This window comes from Leucobacter komagatae (assembly GCF_006716085.1).
GTDB lineage: Bacteria > Actinomycetota > Actinomycetes > Actinomycetales > Microbacteriaceae > Leucobacter > Leucobacter komagatae.
Genome location: NZ_VFON01000001.1, coordinates 2,456,199 through 2,481,582, shown reverse-complemented (window position 1 = coordinate 2,481,582; position 25,384 = coordinate 2,456,199). Strand labels below are relative to the sequence as shown.

Below are 25,384 nucleotides of genomic sequence, written 5' to 3'. Positions count from 1 at the left end.
CGGACTCTCCCCCTTCTCTGACGCGCGCTCGGAGGACCCCCATCCTCTCGAACGCGCTGAGCGCATGTGCCACCGAGACTACCCGGTGGCACATGCGCCTGTCAGCCCTGGAGCACGTTGCGCGTCGTCACCTCGGGCCGCAGGTCGAGCCGGCGGAGCAGCTGCGCGTTCAGCGCAACCACAACGGTCGACAGCGACATGAGGATCGCGCCGACAGACATCGGCAGCACGAACCCGATTGGCGCGAGCACGCCGGCAGCGAGCGGCACCGAAATGAGGTTGTAGCCGGCGGCCCACCACAGATTCTGCCGCATCTTCCGGTAGGTCGCCTTCGACAGCTCGATCACGGAGACCACCGAGCGCGGGTCATCGCTCGCGAGGATCACCCCCGCCGAGGCGATCGCAACGTCGGTGCCCGCGCCAATCGCGAGCCCCACGTCTGCCTGTGCGAGCGCCGGCGCGTCGTTCACGCCGTCACCAACCATTGCGACCCGACGACCGCCCTGCTGGAGCTTCAACACCTCGGCAGCCTTGTCCTCGGGCCGCACGCCCGCGAGCACGCGGTCGATGCCAAGCTCGGTCGCGACGGTCTTCGCGACCGCCTCGGCGTCACCCGTGATCATGACAATTTCGACGCCCAGCCTGTGCAGCGCCCGCACCGCGTCGTGCGACTCCGGCCGAACCTCGTCGCTCAGCGCGAGGGCCCCGATCACCGCGCCGTCACGCAGCACGTGCAGGATGATCGCGCCGCGGTCGCGCCAGTCTGACGAGACGGCGAGCTCGGTCGCCCCCTCCTCCTCAAGCATGTACGGCCCACCGACGCGAACTGTCGCGCCCTCGACCTGGGCCGTGACGCCGACAGCGGGGGACGACGCGAAGTCGGCAGCGGCCGGCACCTCAAGGCCGCGATCGCTCGCGGCGCGAACGATCGCCTGCGCGAGCGGGTGCTCGCTGTCCTGCTCGGCGGCGGCCGCGAGCGCGAGCACACGATCCTCCGAGAGGTCACCGACCGCCTCAACGTGGGTGACCGTCGGCTCGCCCTTCGTGAGCGTTCCGGTCTTGTCGAACAGCACGGCGTCGACGAGGCGCATGCTCTCGAGCGCGAGACGATCCTTCACGAGAATACCGGCGCGCGCAGACCGCTCAGTGGCGATCGAGACAACGAGCGGGATCGCGAGGCCGAGCGCGTGGGGGCAGGCGATCACGAGCACGGTGATCGTGCGCACGACGGCGTCGTCGGGGTTCCCAACCAGCGTCCACACGATCGCCGTCACGACGGCGGCCGCAAGTGCGAACCAGAAGAGCCAGCCCGCCGCGGTGTCAGCGAGGCGCTGCGCGCGCGAGGACGAGTTCTGGGCCTCTGCGACGAGGCGCTGAATGCCCGCGAGGGCGGTATCGTCGCCGATCGCCGTAACCTCGATGCGCACCCCCGAATCGGTCGCAACGGTGCCGGCCGAGACTGGCTCGCCGACCCCGCGACCGACAGTGCGGGATTCGCCCGTCACCATCGACTCGTCGAACGACGCGCGGCCGTCGACAACGCGACCGTCTGCGGGGACGCTGCCGCCGGGCCGCACGATAACGACGTCGCCGACGCGGAGCGCGCTCGGTGAAACCTTCACGATCTCGCCGCCTTCGACCCGCTCGGCCTCGTCTGGCAGCAGCGCGGCCAGGGAATCGAGCGCCGAGGTGGTCTGCGCGAGCGATCGCATCTCGATCCAGTGCCCAAGCAGCATGATTACGACGAGCAGCGCGAGCTCCCACCAGAAGTCGAGCTCGTGGTGCACGAGGCCGAGGCTCGCCGCCCAGGACGCGAGGAAGGCCACGGTGATCGCGAGCGCGATCAGCAGCATCATGCCCGGCTTGCGGGCCTTGATCTCGTCTACGGCGCCGACGAGGAAGGGCCGGCCGCCCCAGACGTACATGACCGTGCCGAGAACGGGCGAGACCCACTTCAACCCGGGCACGTCGGGGAGCTGGTAACCGACGATCGACGAGAACATGCCGGAGAGCAGCACCGTCGGGATCGCGAGCACCAGCATGATCCAGAACATGCGCCGGTACTCGGCGACATGGCCCTCATGGCCGCCGTGACCCTGATGGCCGCCGTGGCCCTGATGGCCGCCGTGGCCCTGATGGTCTTCGTGCTCTTGGTGGGCGCTGTGGTCAGCGGGCTGGTCGTGCGCGCCGTGGTTTCCGTGGTTGTTCATGGTGGGGTTCCCCTCGCATTGCATCTGGGTCACTGTTTACGATACCCCTAGGGGGTATCAGTTGACCACAACCAATGTTGCATTGAGGCTATTCCCGACTTCCGCGGCTGGCCACCCCTATCTCTTATTCGCGCACGCTCACCCCGAAGTGCCCCGCGAAGGTCTCGGCCATGAGGGCCACCTGCTCAGGAGACAGGATCGCACCCCGGAGCCCTTCGAAGCCCTCAAGCGCCCGGAACTCGAGCCCGCGCAGGTCGAGCGCCGCCCCCGTTCGCTGCGTGAGGGTGAGCTTGTCTGTCGTACAACCTTCGAAGGCAACCCGCGCGGTCTTCGCCATGCCGAGGTCGACCTCTTCAAACGCGCAGTGCCGAAAGACAACGTCTTGCACGACCGAGCCGCGCAGGTTGATCCACCCAATCTTTGACCCCTCGACGACGAGGCGTCGCACTTCGGCGTTGCTCATATCGAGGGCCCCGACGCGCGATTCGATGAGCTCGGCGTCGCGCCACGAACTCCCGGGGGCCGATACGACCGGGGCGGCAAGTCGCAGCACCCGCGATTCAAGCACGCTGGCGCCGCGAAGCTCCACGCGATCCCCCGCGAACTCGATCAGCTCGCACTCAAGAAACGTCGCGCCGCCGAGTGGCCCATCGATGCGCGCGCCCTCGAACCTCAGCCCATCGAGGTCCGCGCCGGCGACGAGCCCTGTCGCGTCACCGGGGGTGAGGTCGCGAAGCACGAGCTGCTCGATCCGGGGAGTGTCTGCTGCCTGTCGTCTTGCCATGCCACCACACTATTCCCCGCGTCCGACACGGGAGGCCTACCCGCAGGCCGCGCGAACCCGCGGCCTGCACCGCCAACGGCAAGGGGCCCAACCCGGCGAGTGCCAGGTTGGGCCCCTTGAGCGCGGCGCGCTAGGTGATTACGCGGTCCGGCGGCGCCAGATCATGAGCGAAGCACCCGCTAGCAGCAGCAGGGAAGCGACGCCGCCGACGAGGAGCGGGAGCGATCCACCGGTGTTCGGCAGCTCGTTCACGCCCGGGGTGCCGGGGTTCTCAGCGCCCGGAACCTCGGTCGCGGGGATATCGATCACAACAACACCGGCATCCCAGGTCGGGTCGATGCCCTCGGTCGCGTTGACCTCGCCGAACTCGTACTCGGTCGTGAGATCCGAGTTGTCGTCGCCGAGCACGATCGTGGCAGTGAAGCCAGTCTCGGGGTGAGCGTTCGAATCTACGGCGCCATTCGAGCCGACGGTCGGCTTCGTGAACTTGTAGATCTTCTGCTGTTCCTTGGTGAGCGTGAACTTCACCTGGTACTCACCAGCGTTCAGGTCGTCGAACTTGTAGCGACCGTTCTTGTCGGTCGTGGTCGTCGCGATGACCTTCCCGTTCTGGAAGAGTTCCACGGTGACGCCAGGTAGCACCTTCTCGGAGCTGTCCTGGACGCCGTTCTTGTTCGCATCAATCCAGACGACGTCGCCGACAGCGTAGGTCTTCACAACCACGCCGGCGTCCCACGTCGGGTCGATGCCCTCAGTCGCCTCGACAGTGCCGAAGGGGTAGTCCTTCGTCAGGCCCGGGTTCGAGTCATCGAGCACGATCTTCGTTGTGAGGCCGGTCTTCCGATCGGCGTTCGAGTCGACGGCGCCGTTCTCACCAATCACCTGGCTGGTGAAGGTGTACACCTTCTTCTGCTCGTCGGTCAGCGTGAACTTCACCTCGTACTCACCTGCGTAGAGGTTGTCGAACATGTAGTGTCCGGTCTCGTCGGTCGTGGTCGTCTTGACGACTTCCCCGTCCTTCATGAGCTCAACGGTCACACCTGCGAGGATCTCCTCATCGGCATCCTGGATACCGTCGCGGTTCGCGTCGATCCACGTGAAGTCACCGATCGCGTAGGTCTTCAACACGACGCCGGCGTCCCAGGTGGGATCGATTCCTTCTGTCGCGTCGAGCTCTGCGTAGTCGTACTTCTTGGTGAGGTTCGCGTTGTCGTCGCCGAGCACGATCGTCGTCGTGAGGCCCGTTCCGCGCTCAGCGTTTGAGTCCGCCCCGTCATCCTCGCCGGCTGCGAGGTCGGTGAAGGTGTAGATCTTCTGCTGCTCGGGAGTGAGCGTGAACTTCACCTGGTACTCACCAGTCTTGAGTCCGTCGAAGACGTAGCGGCCGTTCTCGTCGGTCGTGGTCGTCTTGACGACTTCCCCGTCCTTGATGAGCTCGACGGTCACGCCAGCGAGGATCTCCTCATCGGCGTCCTGAATACCGTCGCGGTTCGCGTCGATCCAGGTGTAGTCACCGATGGCGTAGGTCTTGCGAATCACGCCCGCGTCCCACGTGGGGTCGATACCCTCGGTGGCCTTCAGCTCGCCGAACTTCGGATCCTTCGTCAGGTTCTTGTTCGAGTCGCCGAGCACGATGGTCGTGGTGAGTCCAGTCTCGGGGTTCGCGTTCGAGTCGAGCGCGTCGTCCGATCCAGCAGTCTGCTCGGTGAAGCGGAATTCCTTCTGCTGCTCCTTCGTGAGAGTGAACTTCACCTGGTACTCGCCGGCAGGCAGGTCGTCGAAACGGTACAGGCCGTTCTTGTCGGTGACCTTCGAATCGATGACCTTGCCGTCCTTGATGAGCTCAACGGTGACGCCTGGGAGGATCTCTTCGCCCTCGTCCTGAACGCCGTTGTTGTTCTCATCGATCCAGGTGTAGTCGCCGATCGCGTAGCTCTTCAGCACGACGCCGGCGTCCCACGTCGGGTCGATGCCCTCAGTCGCCTTCACCTTGCCGTGATCGTAGCTCTTGGTGAGGTTCGTGTTCGAGTCGCCGAGCACGATCTTCGTGGTGAGGCCGGTCTCGCGATCAGCATCGGAGTCGGCTGCGCCATCCTTGCCCGAGTTCTGCGTCGTGAAGGTGTAGAGCTTCTGCTGCTCCTCCGTCAGCGTGAACTTCACCTGGTACTCACCCGCGGGCAACTCGTCGAAGAGGTAGCGTCCGTCGGCGTCGGTCTTCGTCGTCGCGATGACCTTACCGCCCTGAATGAGTTCGACAGTCACACCGGAGAGCACGGGCTCCCCTTCGTCCTGAATGCCGTCACGGTTGGTGTCGATCCAGGTCAAGTCGCCGATGGCGTAGTTCTGGCGGTCGTTGAAGAGCACGACCTCCTTCGCGCTGTCGTCGGCCTTGAACCCGATCTCGAGGAGCTCGTCGGACTTCTTGTAGCCGCCGGGCGCAACGTCCTCGCGCAGCCAGTAGGTTCCGGGCTGCTTCACGACGGGGGTGCCACCGGTCGCGGTGACGATCTTGCCGTTCTCGACCCGAAGGTCGCTCAGCACGACGGTCTGCTTGTCGGCCGCGAGAACGGAGAAGACCGCGCTCTTGTCGGTGATGAGCTTGGTGGCGTCTGCGCTGTCGCGCTTCAGCAGGCTCAGCGGGTAGTCGTTCGTCGGCGTGATCGTCGCGCCTGACGTGCCGATGAGGTTCGTGACACCGATGTTCTCCTTGGCGCCGACGAGCTTGACCTTGAAGAACAGGCTCACGGTCTTGCCGCTCTCGAGCTTGCCCTTCTCGAGCGTCACGGTGTTCGCGGTGGCATCGAAGGTCGCGGTGAGGTTCGAGCCAGGCACGCGGTAGCTCGAGTTCGAGTCGACCCGATCACCCTTCACGTCCTCGGGCGCCACGAACCCGACGAATTCAACGCCCTCGGGCAGTACGTCGGTGACCGGCTCAACCATGTTGGAGAAGGTGCCGTGTGGCATGAGCTCGACACGGTAGACAAACGTATCTTTGAGCAGCTTGCCGCTCTCATCGGTCTCTGCGCGCAGGTTCGTGGTGAAGGCATCATTCTTCGCGTCGTAAACGCGCTTCTGCACCTCCATCTCGTTACCGAAACTCGTCGCCTTGGTCTGTGAGCTCGACGTGAAGGTGTACTCGAGGTCAGTTCCTTCGTAGCTCGCAGCGTTCTTGATGTCGAGCGTCTGCTTGCCCTTCAGCACGTGGGTGGGGAGCTTGAATTCGATCTCCCAGGCCTTGTTCATCGGAGCCTCGGCCGCCCCCCAGCGTGCATCCTTCGGGAACGCGGAGTTGGGAGCGATGACGAGGTTGCCTTCCTTGTCGATCGAGAGATCGAAGGTGTCTCCGTCGAGCGGGTAGTTCCAGTCGTACTTACCAGTGATCGAAGCCTTGATCTGAGGCAGCGTCTCTTCGGTTACATTGAAGATGCTGTGATCAACCGCGTCGATGATGCGAGAGGTAAGTGCGTTGCCCACACCGGCGCCGACATTGAACTGGTACGGGACCTCGACAGAGGTGCCAGCAACAGCGGTCAGCGTGCCGCCGGTCGCGGACTTCTTGAACTTATCCTTGTCGTCAACCCCGCCGCTGAGATCCTTCGGAGTCGTTACGACAGTGTCCGCGTGCGTGCCGTGGTACTTTCCGTCGCCGTACACGAAGTTCGCAGTGTTGCGCGCGAGGTAACGGTCGATGTAGATCCCGTTCTTGTCGAACGCGTCGGCAGGCAACTGCGTGAGCGTCGCTTTGACGGTGAGGGTGTACTTCTCCTTCACGTCTTTTCCGACGTTGACAAAGAGGTTCTGCCCGTCGACAACGTAGTGGAACTTGTAGTCGTCGCTAGCAATAAGCTTCTCAACGTCGCCCTTGAGCGCGTCGGCCGGTGTCAGTTTTATCTCGTCGCCAGCCGCATCGGTCAGGGTGAGGAATGTGCCCTTGCCGCTAATATCCCACGCCACCGTCTCAGGGAGCATGTCCTTGATCACGACGTTGTTCTTGAGCTTGTACTTCTCGTTGGTCGAGAAGTCCGCAAACTTCGTGAGGTCCGCAACCAGCGTGTAGGTCAGATCAATCGGCTTCGCAAGGGTATCGCCGCCCGTGAGCTGCTCTTTGAGATCGACGTTCGACGGTTCGACCGACTTGGTGAATGCTTCACCGACGCCCGGGCGTGCCTCCGGGGCCACATTGCCCGTGATCCAAACGTTTGCTTTGACCTCGGTGCCCGAGACATCAGCACCGTTGGAGAGCTTGATCGAGTAGTCGCCGCCATCTTCCTTCTTGGCAACGGTGTCGTACGCAGCCTGGAGCTCGTCGCGCACAGCCGCGAGCGCCGCGGCATCAGCGATGGTCGCTTCGTAGGTGAAGGTGTACACCGAGTTGGCCTCAGCCGAGAACCCGTACGTGAAGCTCTCACCCGAGATGTTGGGAAGCGCCTCGAGCGAGGTGGTGACCGGGTTGAGATCGTTCTCGTCGCGCACGACCTTCGAACCCTTGAGCGAACCCTCTACGAGGGCCAGGTGCTTTCCGAGTGTGTCGGTCAGAACAACGTCGCGAGCCTGCTTGCTCTTGACCGTCACGGTGTAGGGAATCTTCGTTCCGAGTACACTCTCGTCGATGACGACCTTGCCGTCGACGATGGTGTGCTTGATCTTCGGGTTTTCGACACTCTTTTCAGCGCTATCGTTCGTCGAGCTCGGCTTGTCACCTGGCTTCGTCACAATAATCGTCTGCGAGGTCGAAACACCATCGACGTCCCAGTTCAGCTCGCGCACGTCGGAGTGCTCGACCTTTTCTACAGTGAACTTCAGATCGAGCACGCCCTGGTTCACGTCGCTCGGGAACTTCGCGGCGAAGGTGATGACCAGCTGGCCGGCAGCATTCATCTCAAGCGATTTCACCGCCGTGTTCCCCGCGGGAACTACAAGCGCTTCAGCGGGAATCGTGACCCCCTCAGGCAGCGTGATGACCGAGACGGCCCCATCATCCATCGAACCGTAGCCCAACTGGAAGTTGAAGGTGTCGCCACCCGGCATGACCGGCATGCCGTTGTGGTCTTGCCCGTTCGAACTCGCCGGGAAGACGGTGACCTTGCCGCCCGCAGCCATCGCCGGGGCACTAAAACCACCGACGACGAGCAGCGCGACAAGCGCCCCCGCTAACCAATTTATGAAAATGCGCGCGCGCGAACGCGGCGCGATGTACTCAGACATCGTCGCTTCCCCCCAGAAACAAAAAAGAGGGACGCGTAAGTAAACACACGCGTCCCTGCGTAAGGGCCACAAGAGCGGCCCCAGAAATTGGTTCGACCTGCCCAAACAGGTCTGAATCCCCCGTGGGAGATCCTATCGGGCGAGCGTGGCGCGGCGCCAATCAGCTTCCCGACGATTCGCGCTCGGCGAAGTTACTTAGAATTCACAGCGCGTGGCTCGCCTGAAGGGCAGGCCGATCTCCATCGCTCGCGCCTGCTATCTCATCGAGATGGCTACACCAATACCAACCAGAAACGCGTGTTAACTCGTTGCTTCCTCACGCAGCTCGATACGGTGCTTGTGCCAAGCGCGAAGAATCTCAACGAGCACCAGGCCCACAGCGACAATCACGATCACGAGCAGACCGAGCGAGTTCGGCAGCCAGGTCACCGCGAAGAAGTCGCGCGTGAACGGGATCACCCACACGAGCCCGAGCCCCGCGTACATCGCGAGCACGATGAGCACGCGGAAGGGGTGCGGCGGGCGCGCGAGCACCGCGAGCACCCAGAGCGCTATCCCCGCGAGCGTCAGTGTTGCCGCCGACTGCATCTCCGTCACGGTGAACTCACCCACGCTCGGCGCTGCAAGATGGAGGGTCAGAATTGCCGCCGTGATGATCAAGCCTGCCGGGATCGAGAACGTCAGCGATCGTTTGAGGAAGCCGGGGCGGTAGCGCGCCGCGTTCGGCATCAGGGCAAGGAAGAACGCCGGGATCCCGATCGTCAGCCCGTCCGTGATTGAGAGCTGGCGCGGCAGGAACGGGAACGCCCAGGCCATGAGCCCAAACACGACGCCGATCATGAGCGCGTAGGTCGTCTTTGTGAGGAAGAGCTTCGAGACCCGCTCAATGTTCGCGATGACGCGGCGGCCCTCGGCAACGACGCCCGGCATGCGATCGAACCGACCGTCGAGCAGCACGAGCCGGGCCACGGCCTTCGTCGCAGGTGTCGCGGTATCCATCGCGATCCCGAGATCCGCGTCCTTGATCGCGAGCGCGTCGTTCACGCCGTCACCGGTCATCGCGACGACATGACCGCGGCTCTGCAGCGCGTGCACCATGGCCCGCTTCTGCTGCGGCGTCACCCGGCCGAACACGTGTTCGCGCTCGAGCACGTCGGCGAGCTCGTCGATGTCGTCGGGCAGTGTTCGCGCGTCGACGCCCGCAGCGTGCTCGATCCCGACCTCGCGAGCGACCGCGGAGACGGTGCGCGGGTCATCGCCCGAGATAATTCGCACGTCGACGCCCTGCTTGGCGAAGAACGCCATCGTCTCGTGCGCGTCGTCGCGCACCTCCTCCCGGAAGCTGAGGATCGCGACGGGAACGAGGCCGTTTGGAAGCTCGGGGTGCTCACCTTCCGCGATCGCGTCGACGGAGTGCGCGAGCAGCAGCGTCCGAAGCCCCGACTCGGCGATCGCCCCGGCCTGCGCGAGCGCCTCCTGGGCGTCGATGGTCTCGGTGCCGGCGAGCACGAACTCGGGGGCGCCGAACACCCAACTGCCTGGCTCGCAACCATCGGCGTCGCAGAGCACGAGCGCACTCCACTTCCGAGCCGAGTCGAACGGCACCTCGGCCGCAACGTAGAGCTTCGGGCTGGCTCCGTAGGGCTCCGCGAGGCACTGCGCGGTGCCGTTCGCGTCGGGCGCCGTGCCGAGGTGGCCGAGCACCGCCTGCCACCCGGCGCGCTCCGTGAGCTCGGCCGCGTGGTTGAAGACCATCTCGCCGGTCGTGACCGTGCCCGTCTTGTCAAGGCAGAGCGCGTCGACGCGGGCGAGCCCCTCGACGGCCGGCAGCTCCTGGATCAGCACGTTGTCTTGCGCGAGCTTCAGGCCGCTCACGGCGAAGGCGATGCTCGTGATGAGCACGAGGCCGAGCGGCACCATCGCGATCACAGCGGCCACCGCGCCAACGACGGCGTCGCGCCACGCGCCAGACTGGATCGCGGCCTCCCAGCCGCCAAACGCCTGCATCTGGCCGTTCACGACGATGAGGATCAGGGGCAGCAGGGCCCACGAGATCCAGCGCAGAAGTTTGTCGATGCTGCCGCGCAGCTCCGAGCGCACGAGCGAGAACTGGCGGGCCTCAACGGTGAGCTTCGCCGCGTACGAGTCGGCGCCGACCTGCACGACCTCGGCGAGCGCGGTCCCGCCAACGACGTTCGAACCAGAGAGCACGTCGTCGCCGATCGCCTTGCGAATGGCGTCTGACTCGCCTGTGAGCATCGACTCGTCGACCTCGAGCCCACGCGGGCCGCCGACGTCCGTGCGCAGAACGCGTGCGTCAGCGGTGACCTGGTCGCCTGGCCGCAATATGAGAAGGTCGCCGAGAACGACGCCCTCCGGCGCGATCTCGTGCTCTTCGCCGTCGCGCAAAACGCGGGCAGAGGGCGCGTTCATGACCGCGAGGCGGTCGAGCGTGCGCTTCGCGTTGAACTCTTGCACGACGCCAATCACCGTATTAAACAGCGCGGGGAGGCCGAAGAGCGCGTCTTGCCAGCGACCGAGAACGAGCAGGATCCCGAACCCAGCGAACACGATGCCGTTGAACACGGTGAACACGTTCGCCGCGAGGATCTCGCTAAGTGAACGGCTCGACCCGTCGGGGGCCGCGTTCCCCTGACCATCGCGCATGCGCTTCTCGGCCTCGGCGCGGCTCAGTCCGCGTTCCACGTCAACAGCTGTCATTCGGTGATCTCTCGTCTCGGGTGTTCGTCGTGACCCGCCGTTAGACCAGCCGTTTCACCCCATAAACCTATCCTGCGGGTTCGCGTTGTGCCTGAAGACATCAGCGTTTCGACTGCACCATCAGACGCTGCATCGGATTCTTTATCCATAGGCCGCAATGGGATTGGTTGGGGAAGAGACAAAAAGTTCAGGGAAACAAAACAGCGGCTGGGGCGTGAAACCCCAACCGCTGTTATTCACTCGTGCGCAAGGGGGGACTTGAACCCCCACGCCCTTGCGGGCACTGGCACCTGAAGCCAGCGCGTCTACCAATTCCGCCACTTGCGCGAGTTTGCCGCCTGCGCATCAGCTGCGCGGACAACTCGTACAGCTTAGCAGCACACAGCAATCCAAGACAAAGTGAGTACACTTATCCAGAATTACCCGCGTGGCGGATACCCTCCATCGCGCGTGTTCGCGGGCCCTGCCCGCACGGCAGAAACGAAAGGAGCGTGACATGGGATTTCTTGACAGCGTCGAACGCTCTCTCGAGCGCGCCGTCAATGGCGCCTTTGCCCGCACGTTTCGCTCTGGCGTGCAGCCCGTTGAAATCGGTGCTGCGCTGAAGCGCGAACTCGACATCGGCGCCGTTGTCGTCGACCGCGACCGTGTGCTGACGCCCAACCGCTTCGTCGTGCGCGTCTCGCCACAGGACGCGGATCGCCTGCTCAGGCTCGGCGACACCCTTGAAGGCGAGCTCCGCGAGATCGTACGGAAACACGCCGCGCGCCAGAACTACCAGTTCCTCGGTGAACCCGACGTCGAGATCGTGTCAGACGATTCGCTCACTGGCGGCATCCTGCAGGTTGACGCGACACAGGTCGAGGGCTCGGTCAACTGGGTGGCCGCGATCGACGTGTCTGGCCAGCGCTACGAGCTTCGCCGCGGCACCACCGTCGTCGGCCGCGGTTCAGATTGCGATATCCGCATTACCGACAGCGCCGCGTCGCGCAAGCACCTCGAGATCATCTGGGACGGCTCGACGGGCCTCGCGCGTGATCTCGGATCGACGAACGGGTCGAAAATCGAGGGCCAACGGTTCCGCGAAGCGCGACTTCAGACCGGCACCGTGATCATGATTGGCCAGACTGCGCTACGCTTCCAACTGGTGCCTGGGCGAACCACGGCACCGAGGCAGAGCTTCCAAGCGGGTTCTTCAACGCGCGGCTCGGCCAGCGTCGACCAAGATTTCTGGGGGGCCAAGTGAGCGAACTCACGTTGCTCATCATGCGCATCGGCTTCCTGCTGCTGCTCTGGTTTTTCATCTTTTCGATTGTGTATGCGCTACGGAGCGACCTGTTCGGCGCTCCGGCCCGAAAAATGAAGGGCGACGGCCCAGCCCCAGTTCCGCAGGCAGCGGCCCCCGCGCCGCAACTGCAACACGCGGCCGCCCCCTCGCCCCGCCCAGCTCAGACGGCAGGCCCAGCCCCCGTCATCACTCCGTCAGGGGGCGCGCTCCCTTCGGCGGGCACCTCGGGCCCAGCCCGCTCGCTCGTCATCACCTCGGGCGTCGCAACAGGCACCTCGATCCCACTCGACGAAGACTTCGTATCGATCGGCCGCAGCTCAGACTCAACCCTCGTCATCGTCGACGAGTACACCTCCACGTACCACGCTCGCCTTGCCCGCTCGGGCGACACCTGGGTACTCACAGACCTTGACTCCACCAACGGCACACTCCTCAACGGCGAGAAGGTGCGCAACTCGGTGACGCTCCCCACATTTACCCCGGTCACCATCGGGAAGACAACCTTTGAGCTGAGGCCATAGCCGTGGCATACGGGTACGCGAGCGCAGTCGCCTCGCACGTTGGTATGGTCCGCGCGAACAACCAGGATTCGGGCTACGCCGGAGACAACCTGTTCCTCGTCGCAGACGGCATGGGCGGCCACGCGGGCGGCGACGTCGCCTCGGCGCTCGTCACCCGCGACGTCGCGAAGCTCGACGAGCCACCAACGGGCACCCCCGAGGAGTCGGCCGAGCGGCTGCGCAAGTCGCTGCTCGTCGCGAACACGATGCTGCGCGACACGGTGAAAGATCACCACGAGCTCGCCGGCCTCGGCACCACCTTCGTCGGCTTCATCACCGTCGGTAACCAGCTCGCGCTCGCCCACATCGGCGACTCGCGCCTCTACCTGTTCCGCGACGGCGTGCTGCAGCAAATCACGAAAGACCACACGTTCGTGCAGCGCCTTGTCGACAGCGGGCGCATCACGGAGGAGGAGGCGCAGTACCACCCGCGCCGCTCCGTGCTGATGCGCGTACTCGGCGACGTCGAGTCAGCCCCCGAGGTCGACACCATGGTGCTCGACACCCGCCCCGACGACATCTGGCTGCTCTGCTCGGATGGCCTCTGCGGGTACGTCTCTGACGACGACATCGAGAAGATTTTGCGCAGGCGCCGTTCGCTCCAGGGCGGCGTCGACGACCTCATCGACAAGAGCCTCTCTCACGGCGCACCTGACAACGTCACCGTCGTGCTCGTCGAGACGACCACTGCTGAGGAGGCCGAGGAGCTCGAGGTCACCGCTCCCGACTCGGCCCAGCGCCCGGGCGACACCCTCGAGATCGGTGGTCGCCTGTTCGAGGATGAGGATCCGCTTCCGGCGCCCACCGACGGCTCGGGCGAGCATCCCGGCCCACGCAATCCGCGCTTCGTCGGCTCCGCCGCGAACGCGCCGCTCTTGCGCGACGGCACGACGAACACCGCGCGCACCCGCCTCGCGAGCCGCAGGCGCATGCGGCGCCTGCCCGCCGTCGAGGAGAGCCACTTCGAGGCGCGCGCCGACGAGTACCTGGCGGAGCTGCTCGCCGAGACCCGGAGAAGCAACCGTCGCCGGCGCGCAATGTGGCTCCTCGCGGTCGTCGCCGTGCTCGCCGCAATCGGCGGCGCGCTGCTCGTCGGCTACCAGTGGACTCAGACGCGCTACTTCGTCGGCACCGACGGCTCGAACGTGATCATCTACCAGGGCGTGCACCAGGATCTCGGTTCGCTGTCGCTCTACTCGGTCGCTGAGGACACCGGGATCCCGCTCAAGGCCCTCGACGGCCTCGAGCGCCGCACGATCGAGCGCACGCTCGCGGCGGGCTCGCTGCAGGACGCGCGAAGCATCGTCGACAGGTTGGGAGATCTCCCAGATGCCTAACCGCGCGAAGAACACAGAGCCACGGAGCTTCGAAAAGACCCGCACCAGCGAGACGGTGCTGCAGCGGATCACGGCGATCCGCGCGCCCCGCAAGCTCCGCACGCTCGAGACCGCGCTGCTCATCTTCGCGCTCGCCATCGGCGTGGCCGCGGTCATCACGATCGATCTCACGCTGCACGAGGATGTGACGCCGACGCTGCTCGCGACCGGGATTCCGTACATCCTCGCCGTGTTTGGCCTGCACCTGCTCGTTCGCCGCATCGCTCCCGACGCCGACCCGCTCATCATGCCGCTCGCGGTGATGCTGAACTCGATCGGCGTCGCCATGATCTACCGCATCGACCTCGCGCGCGGCCTCACGGGCTGGGACGCGACGAGTGTGCGCCAGCTGCTCTGGTCGACGATCGCGATTGTGCTCGCGGGCATCGTGCTCTTCGTCGTGAAGAACCACCTCGTGCTGTACCGCTACACGTACCTGTTTGGCCTCGGCGCGCTCGTCATGCTGCTGCTGCCGATGCTGCCCTTCATCGGCCACGAGGAGTGGGGCGCGCGCGTCTGGATCAAGGTCGGCTCGTTCTCCTTCCAGCCCGGTGAGATCGCAAAGATCTTCCTCGCGATCTTCTTCGCCGGCTACCTCGTGCGAAACCGCGACGCGCTGTCGATGGTCGGCAAGAAGTTCGCCGGGATCCGCTTCCCGCGCGGCCGCGACCTCGGCCCGCTGCTCGCGTTCTGGCTCGTCGCGATGTCGGTGCTCGTGTTCCAGCGCGACCTCGGCACGTCGCTCCTCTACTTCGGCCTGTTCCTGTCGATGCTGTACCTCGCGACGGGCCGCGTCGGCTGGGTCATCCTCGGCGTCGGGCTGTTCCTCGTCGGCGGCATCACCGCCAGCCAGACACTCCCCTACGTGCAGCGGCGCTTCGCGAACTGGCTCGACCCGTTTGCCGACCCGTACGACGCTGGCCTGCAGATGGTGCAGGGCCTCTTCGGCATGGCCAACGGTGGCATGACGGGCACCGGGCTCGGCCAGGGGTACCCGGCAGACACCCCCGTCGCCGAGAGCGACTACATTTTTGCGAGCCTCGGCGAAGAGCTCGGCCTGATCGGCCTCTTCGTGATCCTCGCCGCGTACCTGCTGCTCGTCGGCCGCGCGCTCCGCATTGGGTTCGCTGGGCAAGACGACTTCGGCAAGCTCCTTGCCGCCGGCTTTGGCTTCGCGATCGCGCTCCAGGTCTTCGTCGTCGTTGGCGGCGTCACCCGCGTGATACCGCTCACCGGCCTCACCGCGCCGTTCCTCGCCGCGGGTGGTTCGTCGCTCGTGTCGAACTGGATCATTGTCGTACTGCTCCTGTTGCTCTCGAACTCGGTACGTAACCGACCCAAGTTGGTGATCCGCTCATGAACAAGCAGCTGAAGTTCCTCTCACGCGCGGTGTTCGCGATGTTCATCGTGCTGTTCTTCTCGGTCACGATGATCCAGTTCGTGAACGCCGATGACCTGCGTGGCAACCCGCTCAACCAGCGCACCATCAAGAACGGCTACAAGGTCGAGCGCGGCTCGATCATTGTCGACGGCGAACCCGTCGCGTTCTCGAGTCCCACGAACGACACGTACCGCTACCTCCGCGGCTACGACCCCGGCGCGCTCTACGCCCCCGTCACGGGGCACTACTCGCGCCAGCAGGGCATGACCGGTCTCGAGGCGGCGATGAACAAGGAGCTGTCGGGCAACGCCGACGGTCAGTTCTTCACCCGCATCCAGAACACGCTGAACGGCTCGAAGCCCCAGGGCAGCTCGATCGACACGACGATTAATGCGAAGGCGCAGCAGGCTGCCTACGAGGCGATGCAAGAGTTCGAGTTCGAGGGCGCGGTCGTCGCACTCGAGCCGAAGACGGGCCGGATCCTCGCGCTCGTCTCAACGCCGACCTACGACCCGAACATGCTTTCGATGAACGACGACAGTCAGATCATCGCGAACTACGAGGCGCTCAGCGCCGAGGAGTTCCAGCCGCTCGTGAACCGCGCGATCGCCGGCGATCTCTACCACCCCGGCTCCGTGTACAAGCTCGTCACCGCGGCCGCGGCGATCGAGAGCGGCGCGGCGAAGCCGTCGACCGAGTACGCGAACCCCGCGAGCCTCACGCTGCCGCAGTCGAGCGCGGTGATGCGCAACTCCGACCAGCAGACCTGCGGTGGCGGTTCGAAGGCCTCGCTCGAGACCGCAATCATTTACTCGTGCAACATTCCGATCGCCGAGATGGCGATGGACATGGACAAGAACGAGGTGCCGAAGATGGCACGCGAGTTCGGTTTCGGTGAAGATCTCACGATTCCGCTCGAGGTCACCCCGAGCGTCGCACCGGCCCCCCTCGACCAGGCCCAGGTCGCGCTGTCGTCCATCGGCCAGCTCGATGTGCGCACGACGCCCCTGCAGGTCGCGATGGTCTCGGCCGCGATTGCGAACGGCGGTAAACTTATGTCGCCGCAGCTTGTTGACCGTGTCATCGCACCCGACCTTCGCGTCGAGAGCGAGACGCAGCCCGAGGAGCTGAACCAGCCGATTTCACCGGAGACCGCTCAGGCCATCACTGGGATGATGGAGAAGGGCGTCTCCGATTCGACCGGCTTTGCGCACCTCTCCGCGATCGACGGCGTGCGTGTCGCAGGAAAAACGGGTACGGCACAAAACGGTATAGACGCCAATGGGAACGATCTTCCCTATACCCTTTGGTATACGGGCTTTGCGCCAGTCGACGACCCCAAGGTCGCCGTCGCTGTCGTTATCGCCGACGGGGGCGGATCGAGCTTTGATTTTCAGGGTGGTTCGTACGAACTCCCGACAGCAGTTGGAAAACGAGTGATGGAAGCGGTGTTGAACGGATGAGACCAGCAGCAGGGATCACATTCGGCGGGCGCTACGAGCTGAGCTCCCGTATCGCAGTCGGCGGCATGGGCGAGGTCTGGAAGGCGAGCGACTCGATCATCGGCCGCACCGTCGCCATCAAGATCCTCAAAGACGAGTACATGGGCGACCCGGGCTTCCTCGAGCGTTTCCGCGCGGAGGCCAGGCACGCCGCCCTCGTCAACCACGAGGGCATTGCGAACGTCTTCGATTACGGCGAGGAGCAGGGCTCCGCGTACATCGTCATGGAGCTCGTGCCGGGCGAACCGCTCTCAGCAATCGTCGACCGTGAGGGGCGCCTGCCGGCAAACCGCGTGCTCGGCATCGTCGCGCAGACCGCGACCTCACTGCAGGCCGCGCACGACGCGGGCCTCGTGCACCGCGACATCAAGCCTGGCAACCTGCTCATCACGCCCGAGGGCCGCGTCAAGATCACCGACTTCGGCATCGCTCGCATCGCCGACCAGGTGCCGCTCACCGCGACCGGTCAGGTGATGGGAACGGTGCAGTACCTCGCGCCAGAGCAGGCGAGCGGCCACGCGGCGACGCCATCGACCGACATCTACTCGCTCGGCATCGTCGCGTACGAGTGCCTCGCGGGGAAGCGCCCGTTCACGGGTGAGTCGCAGGTCGCTATCGCGATGGCGCAGATCAACGACACCCCGCCCGAGCTCCCGGCCGATGTGCCCGAGCCCGTGCGCAACCTCGTGATGTCGTGCCTGTCGAAGGACGCGGCGAATCGACCCGAGTCTGCCGCGAAGCTCGCCCAGGCGGCCGCGGCCCTCCACCGCGGCAACATCGAGCTCGCCGCGAGCTACGTCCCCCAGATCCGTGGCGAGCAGAACGACCCGACAGCGACGGTTGTTATGCCGCAGCAGCCGGGCGCCGACGCCGCGACGACGGCGCTGCCGCGCACGCAGGTCATGGACCCGACCGTCGCGCTCGCAGACGGCGGCGAGGAGCTCGAGGAGGAGCCCGAGAAGAAGAAGAGCCGCTGGACGTGGCCGCTCATCACGCTGCTCGCCCTCCTGCTACTCATCGGCGGCGGCACCGCGATCGCGTTGCTGAACAACGGCGGTGAGGCGAAACCAACCGAGACCAAGTCGACGAGCACCAAGACGACGAAGCCTCCGACGACCCCGACGAAGACGACCCCGCCACCCGTGACGAGCGGGACAATTGATGCCGGCAAGATTGTCGGCATGTCCTACGACGAAGCAGCGGCCTATCTCGATGGTCTCGGGTTTTCGAACGTGACTCCGAAGAACGGCTCGGCCGTGCCCGACGACCAGGTCGGCCTCGTGTCCGACGTCTCGCCTACCGGCAAGGCCGAGTTCAACGAGCTCATCACCCTCACCGTCAACGTGGCCTTCGGCACGGTGAACACCCCCGGCGCGCCGGGAACGCCGAACTCGACGGTCAAGGTTGGCGATTCGATTGTGCTGCAGGGCTTCGCGTCCTCATGCCCGGCTGGGCTGCAGCTCGGTGCCTACGAGGTACAGCTCTCTGACGAGTCGCTCGCCCAGGCCACGACCAACGCCTCGGCAAGCGGGGCGACCCTTCGCGCAACCGCCGCCGGCACGCTCAACGTCACCTACAGCTACCGTTGCGAGGGGCCGCAGCAGCGCGAGTCTGGCGTCTCCGCGCCGCTCACGATCACGATTCAGCCACAAGACAACCCCGATGACAAGGAAAGCTAGCCAGTAGAGCTTTTGGTCAGGGAACCAAGCAATAGACTTTGGTTCAGTTATGTCGAAGAGTGCGGAAGAGGTGAGCATGTCGGAAACCGCGGGCGGGGGAAACTCGCGAGTTCTTGCGGGGCGCTACGCGATCGGCGAGTTCATCGGTCAGGGCGGCATGGCCACGGTCTACCGTGGCACCGACATTAAGCTTGGCCGCCAGGTCGCCATCAAGGTGATGAAGTCTGAGCTCTCGGGCGACGAGCAGTTCCGCTCGAGGTTTCGGCAGGAGGCGCAGTCTGCGTCGCGTATGGCGCACCCAACGATCGTGCGCGTCTTCGACGCCGGCGACGACCTGATCCAGACCGCTGAGGGCGCCAAGCGCCTCCCGTTCATCGTCATGGAGTACGTCGAGGGAACGAACCTCAGGCAGTTCATCGAGGAGAATGAGCTCTCTCTCACCGAGGCGTCGCGCATCGTGCAATCAGTACTCACGGCGCTCGAGTACTCGCACCGTGCCGGCATCGTGCACCGCGACATCAAGCCCGCGAACATCATGATCACGAAGTCGGGCCAGGTCAAGGTCATGGACTTCGGCATCGCCCGCGCGGTCTCCGACACGTCGTCGACGCTGCAGCAGACCACCGCGATCCTTGGTACCGCCGCGTACTTTTCGCCAGAGCAGGCGAAGGGCGAGTCCGTTGACGCTCGCACCGACCTTTACTCGACCGCGGTACTGTTGTACGAGCTCCTCGCGCGCGACGTCCCCTTCCGGGGCGACACCGCCGTTGCGGTCGCGTACCAGCACGTGAGCGAGCGGCCACAGCCTCCGAGCGAGCGCAACCCCGAGGTCACCCCTGAGCTCGACAGGGTCGTGCTCTACGGCCTTGGGAAAGACCGCGCGCGCCGCTTCCAGACCGCCGCGGAGTTCCGCGACGCGCTCAGCGTCGCCACCAATGGCAAGATGCCCGACCTGCCGCGGCACGACACTCAGGACACCGTGCTGTTCTCTGCGGGTGAAGAGGTGTCAGAGTCAGACCTCGCGCTGCGCCAGCTCTCCGAGGGCGGCGGCAGCCGCACGCAGAGCCGACCCCCGGTTATGTGGACGTGGGCCGCGATCCTCACAATCGCGGCGATCGTCATCGCCGTCGTCTTCTGGCTCGTGAACCTCGTGCCGAACGAGATCTCGCCCCAGAATGTTCGTGAGATTCCCGACGTCACGAACCTCACGCGTTCCGAGGCAATCGAAAAGCTGAAGTCGCTCGACCTCGAGGTCATTCAGATCGAGCAGACCGACGACAAGGTGTCTGCCGACCACGTTATCTCTACCGACCCCGAGGCCGGCACGACGGTGAACATCGGCGACGAGGTCACGCTGCTCATCTCGACTGGGCCCGTGCAGGCTGTTGTTCCCGACTTCGCTGGCAAGTCGCAGGAACAGTTCAGCACCATGCTGCAAGACCTCGGTCTCACGGTCGGCAAGGTGACATCGACCGACGATCCCGTCGAGCCATCCGGCCGTGTCCTCGGCATCTCGCCCGAGGTGGGGGCGAAGCTCGAGTCAGGCCAGGCCGTCGACCTCACCGTCGCAACGGGCAAGGTCGATATCCCGAACGTCGTGAATCAGTCACTCGAGACCGCGCAGAACGCGCTCAGCGGACTGGGCCTCGACCTCACAATCGACGCGCAGATGGCAGCCTCGACGGGCTGCGCGTACAACCCGCAGCTGCTCATCACCGGCCAGACAGTGCCCAGGGCTCGCAGATCACCCTGAGCTACTGCGCGGGCTAACTCGTTCGATAGCCCGCGCGTTCCCGGGCGCTCAGTCGGTAGCGATGAGCGGCGAGAGGGTCGCGGCGATCTCCGCGGCGTTCTCGAGGCCGACGACACGCAGCCAGTTTCCGAGCTGCCGGTAGCCGCCCTCAGTGAGCACCGACTCGGGGTGGTACTGCACGCCGAACATCGGGAGCTCCCGGTGCCGCAGCGCCATCACCACTCCACCGGCGGTCTCGGCGGTCACCGTGAGGGCCTCGGGCACGGTGCTGCGAACGACGGCGAGCGAGTGGTAGCGCGTCGCGTCGAACTCCGTCGGCACCCCGGCAAAGAACTCGTCGCTCGAGTGGGTGACGCGCGAGACCTTTCCGTGCATGAGCTCCTCGGCGTGGGTCACGGTCGCGCCAAGCGCCTCCGCGATCGCCTGGTGCCCGAGGCACACACCGAGCAGCGGGATACCGGTTCGCAGCGCGATTCCGACCATCGGGATCGAGACGCCCGCTGCCGCGGGCGTACCCGGGCCGGGTGAGATGAGCACGCCATCGTAGCCCTGCACGAGCTGCTCAAGCTCGCCAACCGTCACGTCGTCGTTGCGGATCACGTGCGTCTCGGCGCCGAGCTGCTGCAGGTATCCGTTCAGGGTGTAGACGAAACTGTCGTAGTTATCGATTACGAGTACGCGGGTCATGAGGCCACCGTCGATTCTTGTTCGGGCAGCATCTCAAGCGCCCAGGGATACACGTAGGTGATGAGCGCCCACACGAGCGCGGCGGCCGCGCCGATGAGCACGATCACGCGGAACCAGGCGGGGCCTGGGAAGAATCGCCAGAGGAGTGAGAACACTATGCCTTGCCTTCCGTGATCGCTGGGTTGAGCTCGATGAGCTCCGCGGGCGGGCCGTCGGAGCGTGGCTGGAAGCTTTCGAAGACCGAGTACGCGATCGCGCGCTCGTCGGTGCCCCAGTTTTTCGGGTGACACGTCGTCAGCGTCATGATCTCATCGGTCGGATCAAAGCCGTCCATCCGGGGGAATGCGTTGAGCACCTCACCCTCGGTCGGCCAAACGTACTCGAGCGAGCGGAACCGGTACGTGTACCAGCCGTCCTGTGTCTCGAAGAACAGCGGATCGCCGACGCGGAGGTTCATGACCTCCTTGAACGGGGTGATGTAGCCACCCGAGCGGTGCGCGGCGATCGCGAAGTTCCCGGCCTCGCCCGGAAGGGCGCTGTTGGCGTAGTGCCCGATGCCCTTGTCTTCGAGGTTGAGTGTCTGCCACGGGTCGGTGCCCTCAGCGACGTTGTTCACGAACGTCGTGCCGAAGGCGGGCACATGGAGCTGCCCGAAGACTTCACCCGAACCTGCGACCTCGGGAACGGGAACCACGCCGTCGTAGGGCGGGCGTTCAGCCGCAGCCGCGTCCCATTCAGCAGACGTCGTCTGGGAGAGCTCGAGCTGCTTGCCCGTCACAACGAGGCCCGTGTGCCACGGCTGCCAAACGATGTAGCCGAACACAGCGAGCCCGCTCACAATGAGCAGCTCACCGATCACTGTCAGCGGGCTCAGCCGAGCGCGGCGCCGGCGGCCTCTGCGTGGGGTTGCATCGTTCATTTGTAGCCATTCTAAGCCGAGCACACTGGGCAGACACCACGAACTAGGTAGACTGTCACCATGGCAGCAGCTGGTAAAGAAGTGAGCAAGCGCAACGCGGCAGAGGTCGCGGCACGTCGCGAGCAAAAGGAAGCCGCACGACGGGACGCACCGAACCCGGTGTGGTTCAAGCCCGTGATGTTCGGTTTCATGCTCCTTGGGCTCATTTGGATCGTTCTCTTTTACATCACGAGCTCGAACTTGCAGCTCCCGATCCCGCAGCTCGGGCAGGCGAACATCTTCGTCGGCTTTGGCTTCGTGCTCATCGGGTTCCTCATGACCCCGTGGTGGAAGTAGTCCCCGGGCGCCACTGAACTACAGCGGTGTAATTCTCCCCAGGTGGGGAGAACCCTGTGGATAACTTTTCACAAGTTTTGAAACTGTGGAAAACCTCACGGCCCCGCCTGACCTGTGCCCCCGGGACCTTCCCAGGCCCTCGGCGGTGCTGAGCGCCTCAGTTATCCACAACCTGGAGAAACACGAAAGCGGCTCGGTTGGAATTCCAACCGAGCCGCTTTCGTCTGTGTACCGGCCTCACGCGAGCGCGTGAGCGGCCTACAGTGGCGACACCACGAGGTACGCGCAGGCGAGCGCTACGAGCAGCACGCCCAGGGCCGTGAGGCCGACAATCTGCCGCGTCCGCAGCCTCGGCCCGCGGGTCTGCACAATGATCCACATCGCGAGCGCGCCGACGACCATACCGCCGAGGTGCGCCTGCCACGAGATGTTTGCGCCCGGCATGAAGCCGATACCGAAGTTGATCGCGAGCAGCACGACGAGCGACGACACGTTCGCGTTCATCGAGCGGAACGCGACAACGGTCGCCGCGAGCACACCGAAGATTGCGCCGGAGGCGCCAACGGTTGGGGTGAACAGCCCCGACGTATCGGCGTAGCCCCACAGCATGACGCCGAGCGAGCCGCCGATGCCTGCGAGCAGGTAGAGCGCCAGGAAGCGCCACTTGCCGATAAGCTGCTCAAGGTTGCGGCCGAACATGTAGAGCGCCAGCATGTTGAACAGGATGTGCGGGATGAACCCGACCGAGTGCGTAAACATCACCGTGAGCATGCGCCACGGTTGGAACTCGGCGTTGAGGTACGCGCCATCGGGGTACCCGTCGAGCGCGCCCGGCGCGACCTGGTGCACGCCGTCGGCCAGCGAGTAGGTCGGCACGTACCAGAGTGCGCGGGTGACGCCATCGCTACCGTAGTAGTGGGTGAGCAGCTGCAGCACGAAGACGACGACGTTGATCGCGATGATCGACATCGTCACCGGGTATTCGAGCGCCGCGAAACGGCGCCCCGCGACCCGAGCTGAGCGCCGCACCCGCGCGGCGCCCTTGGGCCCCGCGGCCGTCTGCTTTACGCAGTCACGGCACAGCACGCCGACGGGCGAAGCGATCTGGCACTCAGGGCAGATCGTTCGCCCGCAGCGCTGGCAGAGTGTGAAGCTCTGGCGCCCGGGGTGTCGGTAGCAGACGTCGGTCTCGCCGTACTCCGCCCGTTCCCCATAACTCGGGCCACCGGTCGTCAAGGTTAGACCGCGACGATATCGACACCGGTCATCACGACGTCCTCGACGGGGCGATCCATCGCGCCGGTCTGAACAGCCGAGATGACGTCGACGACGGCCTTCGACTCGTCATCAGCGACCTCACCGAAGATGGTGTGCTTACCGTTGAGCCAGTCCGGGGCGATCGTCGTGATGAAGAACTGCGAGCCGTTCGTGCCAGCGAGGCGGCCGGTCATGTCCGGGCGCTTGCCCGCGTTCGCCATCGCGAGCTGGTAGGGCTTCGTGAAGCCGAGCTCGGGGTGGATCTCGTCGTCGAAGTTGTAGCCCGGGCCGCCGGTGCCGGTGCCGGTGGGGTCGCCGCCCTGGATCATGAAGTTCGGGATGATGCGGTGGAAGATCACGCCGTCGTAGAAGCCCTTCTCTGCAAGGTCAACGAAGTTCTTCACCGTCTTGGGTGCGTGATCACCAAACAGGTTGATCACAATGTCGCCGTGGTTGGTGTGGATAGTCGCTACTGCGGTGTGAATGGTCATGTCACAAGTGTACGGTGTAGCGTGGGAAGCCAAGTGGACGCGTCCCGCTTCTACTTGAAGGAGGATCCGAATGAAACTCTCACGCAAGCGCCGTCGCGAGCTCCGCGAACTGCGCTCTGACGCCCAGACGCTACTCGACCAGCAGCTTGAGGTCCTCGGCAACGCGGGCACGGTCATCAAGCACGCGGGTCACCAGGCCCGCCTGCTCAGCGACGAGCACGTCGCACCCCGTGTCGATCAGGCCGTTGACCGCGTTCGCCCGGTTGTGGATCGCGGTGTCGCCTCGGCACGAAACGCTGCACGCACCGTGCGCCGCGCAACCGCGCCGGCTGTCGCGAGCGCGCTCGCTTCGACGATTCGCACGCTCGACGAGATCGAGAACCCGAAGGCGGCCGCTCAGGTGCGCGACTTCGGTGTGCGCACCGGCTACCTCGAACCCGTGAAGAAGAAGCGCAACGTCTCAGGGATCATCGCGATCACCCTCGGCGCTGCCGCCGCGGTTGGGGTTGGCTACGCACTGTGGCAGGCGTTCCGCACCGACGACGAGCTGTGGGTGGCCCCGGAAAGCTAGGGCTTTCCGGGCTTTCGCCCAACGGGCTAGCGTCCGCGAGACTTTGAGCGCCCAGCGCTCGGTCGCGCGGCGCTAGCCTTTGCTGTCTCGCCCTTCGCGGCGGCCTGCTTCGAAGCTCCCTGCTTGCCAGCTCCCTGCTTGCCGGAGCCAGCCTTGCCGCCACCAGACTTTGCGCCGCCAGACTTCGCGGATCCGCCGCGGCCATGACCGCCCTTGTTCTGGCCGCCGCTCCGCCTGGAGATGCCAGCCATGCGAAGAGCCGTCTGCACGAGCGACAGCGTCTTCAGCGAGCTGATGTCTTTGAGCGCGACCCAGCGCGCCTCGTCTGATGAGCCGTCAACCTCGTTGCGAAGCGGCCCATCCTGCACCGTCGCGCGATACACGATGCGGATCGTGTGCATCTCGGGGTCGGTGCCCTCAGGCACCTCCTCACGCACCATCACGCGCGAATCGACGCCCAGAAGCCGACCTGTCCGCGCCTGCAGGCCCGTCTCCTCGAAAACTTCCCTGACGACAGTCTCTTTCGGGTCTTCCCCGTCTTCGATGCCGCCGCCCGGCAGCGTCCAACCATGCAGGTGCCCGCGGCGCCAGTGGGTGAGCAGGATCTTGCCACGGCGCTCAATGACCGCGTAGGCCGCTACCCGTAGATCCATACAGTGAGCCT

Annotated in this window: 19 protein-coding genes and 1 tRNA gene; 9 read left to right on the top strand and 11 right to left on the bottom strand. The window is 65.0% G+C overall.

Annotated elements, in window-relative coordinates; genetic code table 11:
* Positions 1–101: 101 nt before the first annotated feature.
* The 5 genes from FB468_RS11340 to FB468_RS11320 all read right to left on the bottom strand — a co-directional run bounded on the left by FB468_RS11340 (position 102) and on the right by FB468_RS11320 (position 11,247).
* Positions 102–2,210, bottom strand: a complete 2,109-nt coding sequence (locus tag FB468_RS11340) for a heavy metal translocating P-type ATPase (protein WP_141887437.1) — start codon at positions 2,208–2,210, stop codon at positions 102–104.
* Between the two features lie 124 nt (positions 2,211–2,334).
* Positions 2,335–2,994 carry a pentapeptide repeat-containing protein gene (locus FB468_RS11335; RefSeq protein ID WP_141887436.1) on the bottom strand — a complete coding sequence of 220 codons (660 nt, stop codon included), beginning with the start codon at positions 2,992–2,994 and terminating at the stop codon, positions 2,335–2,337.
* Between the two features lie 138 nt (positions 2,995–3,132).
* On the bottom strand, positions 3,133–8,199 hold the full coding sequence (locus FB468_RS11330; protein ID WP_141887435.1) for an SdrD B-like domain-containing protein: 5,067 nt from the start codon (positions 8,197–8,199) through the stop codon (positions 3,133–3,135).
* Between the two features lie 300 nt (positions 8,200–8,499).
* Positions 8,500–10,920, bottom strand: a complete 2,421-nt coding sequence (locus FB468_RS11325) for an HAD-IC family P-type ATPase (protein ID WP_141887434.1) — start codon at positions 10,918–10,920, stop codon at positions 8,500–8,502.
* A gap of 243 nt (positions 10,921–11,163) precedes the next feature.
* Positions 11,164–11,247, bottom strand: a tRNA-Leu gene (locus FB468_RS11320).
* Positions 11,248–11,416: 169 nt separating this feature from the next.
* On the opposite strand from FB468_RS11320, the gene FB468_RS11315 reads away from it, so the two are divergent.
* Genes FB468_RS11315 through pknB form a run of 7 tightly spaced genes read left to right on the top strand, consistent with a single transcriptional unit; the run spans position 11,417 to position 20,459 of the window.
* Complete coding sequence (locus FB468_RS11315) at positions 11,417–12,166, top strand: FHA domain-containing protein (RefSeq protein WP_141887433.1); 750 nt, start codon at positions 11,417–11,419, stop codon at positions 12,164–12,166.
* The gene (locus tag FB468_RS11310) at positions 12,163–12,729 is read left to right on the top strand and encodes an FHA domain-containing protein FhaB/FipA (RefSeq protein WP_141887432.1); all 567 of its coding nucleotides are present in this window, start codon (positions 12,163–12,165) and stop codon (positions 12,727–12,729) included. The genes FB468_RS11315 and FB468_RS11310 overlap by 4 nt, the downstream gene beginning before the upstream one ends.
* A 2-nt stretch (positions 12,730–12,731) precedes the next feature.
* Positions 12,732–14,105 (top strand): PP2C family protein-serine/threonine phosphatase, encoded by a 1,374-nt coding sequence (locus FB468_RS11305; protein ID WP_141887431.1) that lies wholly within the window; start codon positions 12,732–12,734, stop codon positions 14,103–14,105.
* Complete coding sequence (locus tag FB468_RS11300; protein WP_141887430.1) at positions 14,098–15,504, top strand: FtsW/RodA/SpoVE family cell cycle protein; 1,407 nt, start codon at positions 14,098–14,100, stop codon at positions 15,502–15,504. The genes FB468_RS11305 and FB468_RS11300 overlap by 8 nt, the downstream gene beginning before the upstream one ends.
* Positions 15,501–16,988, top strand: a complete 1,488-nt coding sequence (locus FB468_RS11295; protein ID WP_141887429.1) for a peptidoglycan D,D-transpeptidase FtsI family protein — start codon at positions 15,501–15,503, stop codon at positions 16,986–16,988. The genes FB468_RS11300 and FB468_RS11295 overlap by 4 nt, the downstream gene beginning before the upstream one ends.
* Entirely contained in the window at positions 16,985–18,706 is a 1,722-nt protein-coding gene (locus FB468_RS11290) for a serine/threonine-protein kinase (protein WP_141887428.1), read from the top strand. The genes FB468_RS11295 and FB468_RS11290 overlap by 4 nt, the downstream gene beginning before the upstream one ends.
* A 49-nt stretch (positions 18,707–18,755) precedes the next feature.
* Complete coding sequence (pknB, locus tag FB468_RS11285) at positions 18,756–20,459, top strand: Stk1 family PASTA domain-containing Ser/Thr kinase (protein WP_246055854.1); 1,704 nt, start codon at positions 18,756–18,758, stop codon at positions 20,457–20,459.
* A gap of 48 nt (positions 20,460–20,507) precedes the next feature.
* Here pknB and FB468_RS11280 read toward each other — a convergent pair whose 3' ends face one another.
* The 3 genes from FB468_RS11280 to FB468_RS11275 are packed head-to-tail and all read right to left on the bottom strand — an operon-like array spanning position 20,508 to position 22,065.
* Positions 20,508–21,146: an anthranilate synthase component II gene (locus FB468_RS11280; protein ID WP_141887427.1), complete on the bottom strand. Its 639-nt coding sequence runs from the start codon at positions 21,144–21,146 to the stop codon at positions 20,508–20,510.
* The gene (locus tag FB468_RS17135; protein WP_170219706.1) at positions 21,143–21,301 is read right to left on the bottom strand and encodes a hypothetical protein; all 159 of its coding nucleotides are present in this window, start codon (positions 21,299–21,301) and stop codon (positions 21,143–21,145) included. Before FB468_RS17135 ends, FB468_RS11280 begins: the two co-directional genes overlap by 4 nt.
* Complete coding sequence (locus FB468_RS11275; RefSeq protein WP_141887426.1) at positions 21,301–22,065, bottom strand: class E sortase; 765 nt, start codon at positions 22,063–22,065, stop codon at positions 21,301–21,303. Before FB468_RS11275 ends, FB468_RS17135 begins: the two co-directional genes overlap by 1 nt.
* Before the next feature lie 60 nt (positions 22,066–22,125).
* On the opposite strand from FB468_RS11275, the gene FB468_RS11270 reads away from it, so the two are divergent.
* Positions 22,126–22,401, top strand: a complete 276-nt coding sequence (locus FB468_RS11270; protein WP_141887425.1) for a cell division protein CrgA — start codon at positions 22,126–22,128, stop codon at positions 22,399–22,401.
* Positions 22,402–22,659: 258 nt separating this feature from the next.
* Here FB468_RS11270 and FB468_RS11265 read toward each other — a convergent pair whose 3' ends face one another.
* Both FB468_RS11265 and FB468_RS11260 read right to left on the bottom strand, forming a co-directional pair.
* Positions 22,660–23,637 carry a rhomboid family intramembrane serine protease gene (locus tag FB468_RS11265; protein WP_141887424.1) on the bottom strand — a complete coding sequence of 326 codons (978 nt, stop codon included), beginning with the start codon at positions 23,635–23,637 and terminating at the stop codon, positions 22,660–22,662.
* 2 nt (positions 23,638–23,639) lie between these two features.
* The gene (locus FB468_RS11260) at positions 23,640–24,149 is read right to left on the bottom strand and encodes a peptidylprolyl isomerase (protein ID WP_141887423.1); all 510 of its coding nucleotides are present in this window, start codon (positions 24,147–24,149) and stop codon (positions 23,640–23,642) included.
* 70 nt (positions 24,150–24,219) lie between these two features.
* Here FB468_RS11260 and FB468_RS11255 point away from each other — a divergent pair, with 70 nt between their 5' ends.
* Complete coding sequence (locus FB468_RS11255; protein ID WP_141887422.1) at positions 24,220–24,720, top strand: DUF5324 family protein; 501 nt, start codon at positions 24,220–24,222, stop codon at positions 24,718–24,720.
* A 26-nt stretch (positions 24,721–24,746) separates the two neighbouring features.
* Here the strand turns inward: FB468_RS11255 and FB468_RS11250 are convergent, their stop codons facing one another.
* Entirely contained in the window at positions 24,747–25,373 is a 627-nt protein-coding gene (locus FB468_RS11250) for an NUDIX hydrolase (protein ID WP_141887421.1), read from the bottom strand.
* Between the last annotated feature and the right edge of the window lie 11 nt (positions 25,374–25,384).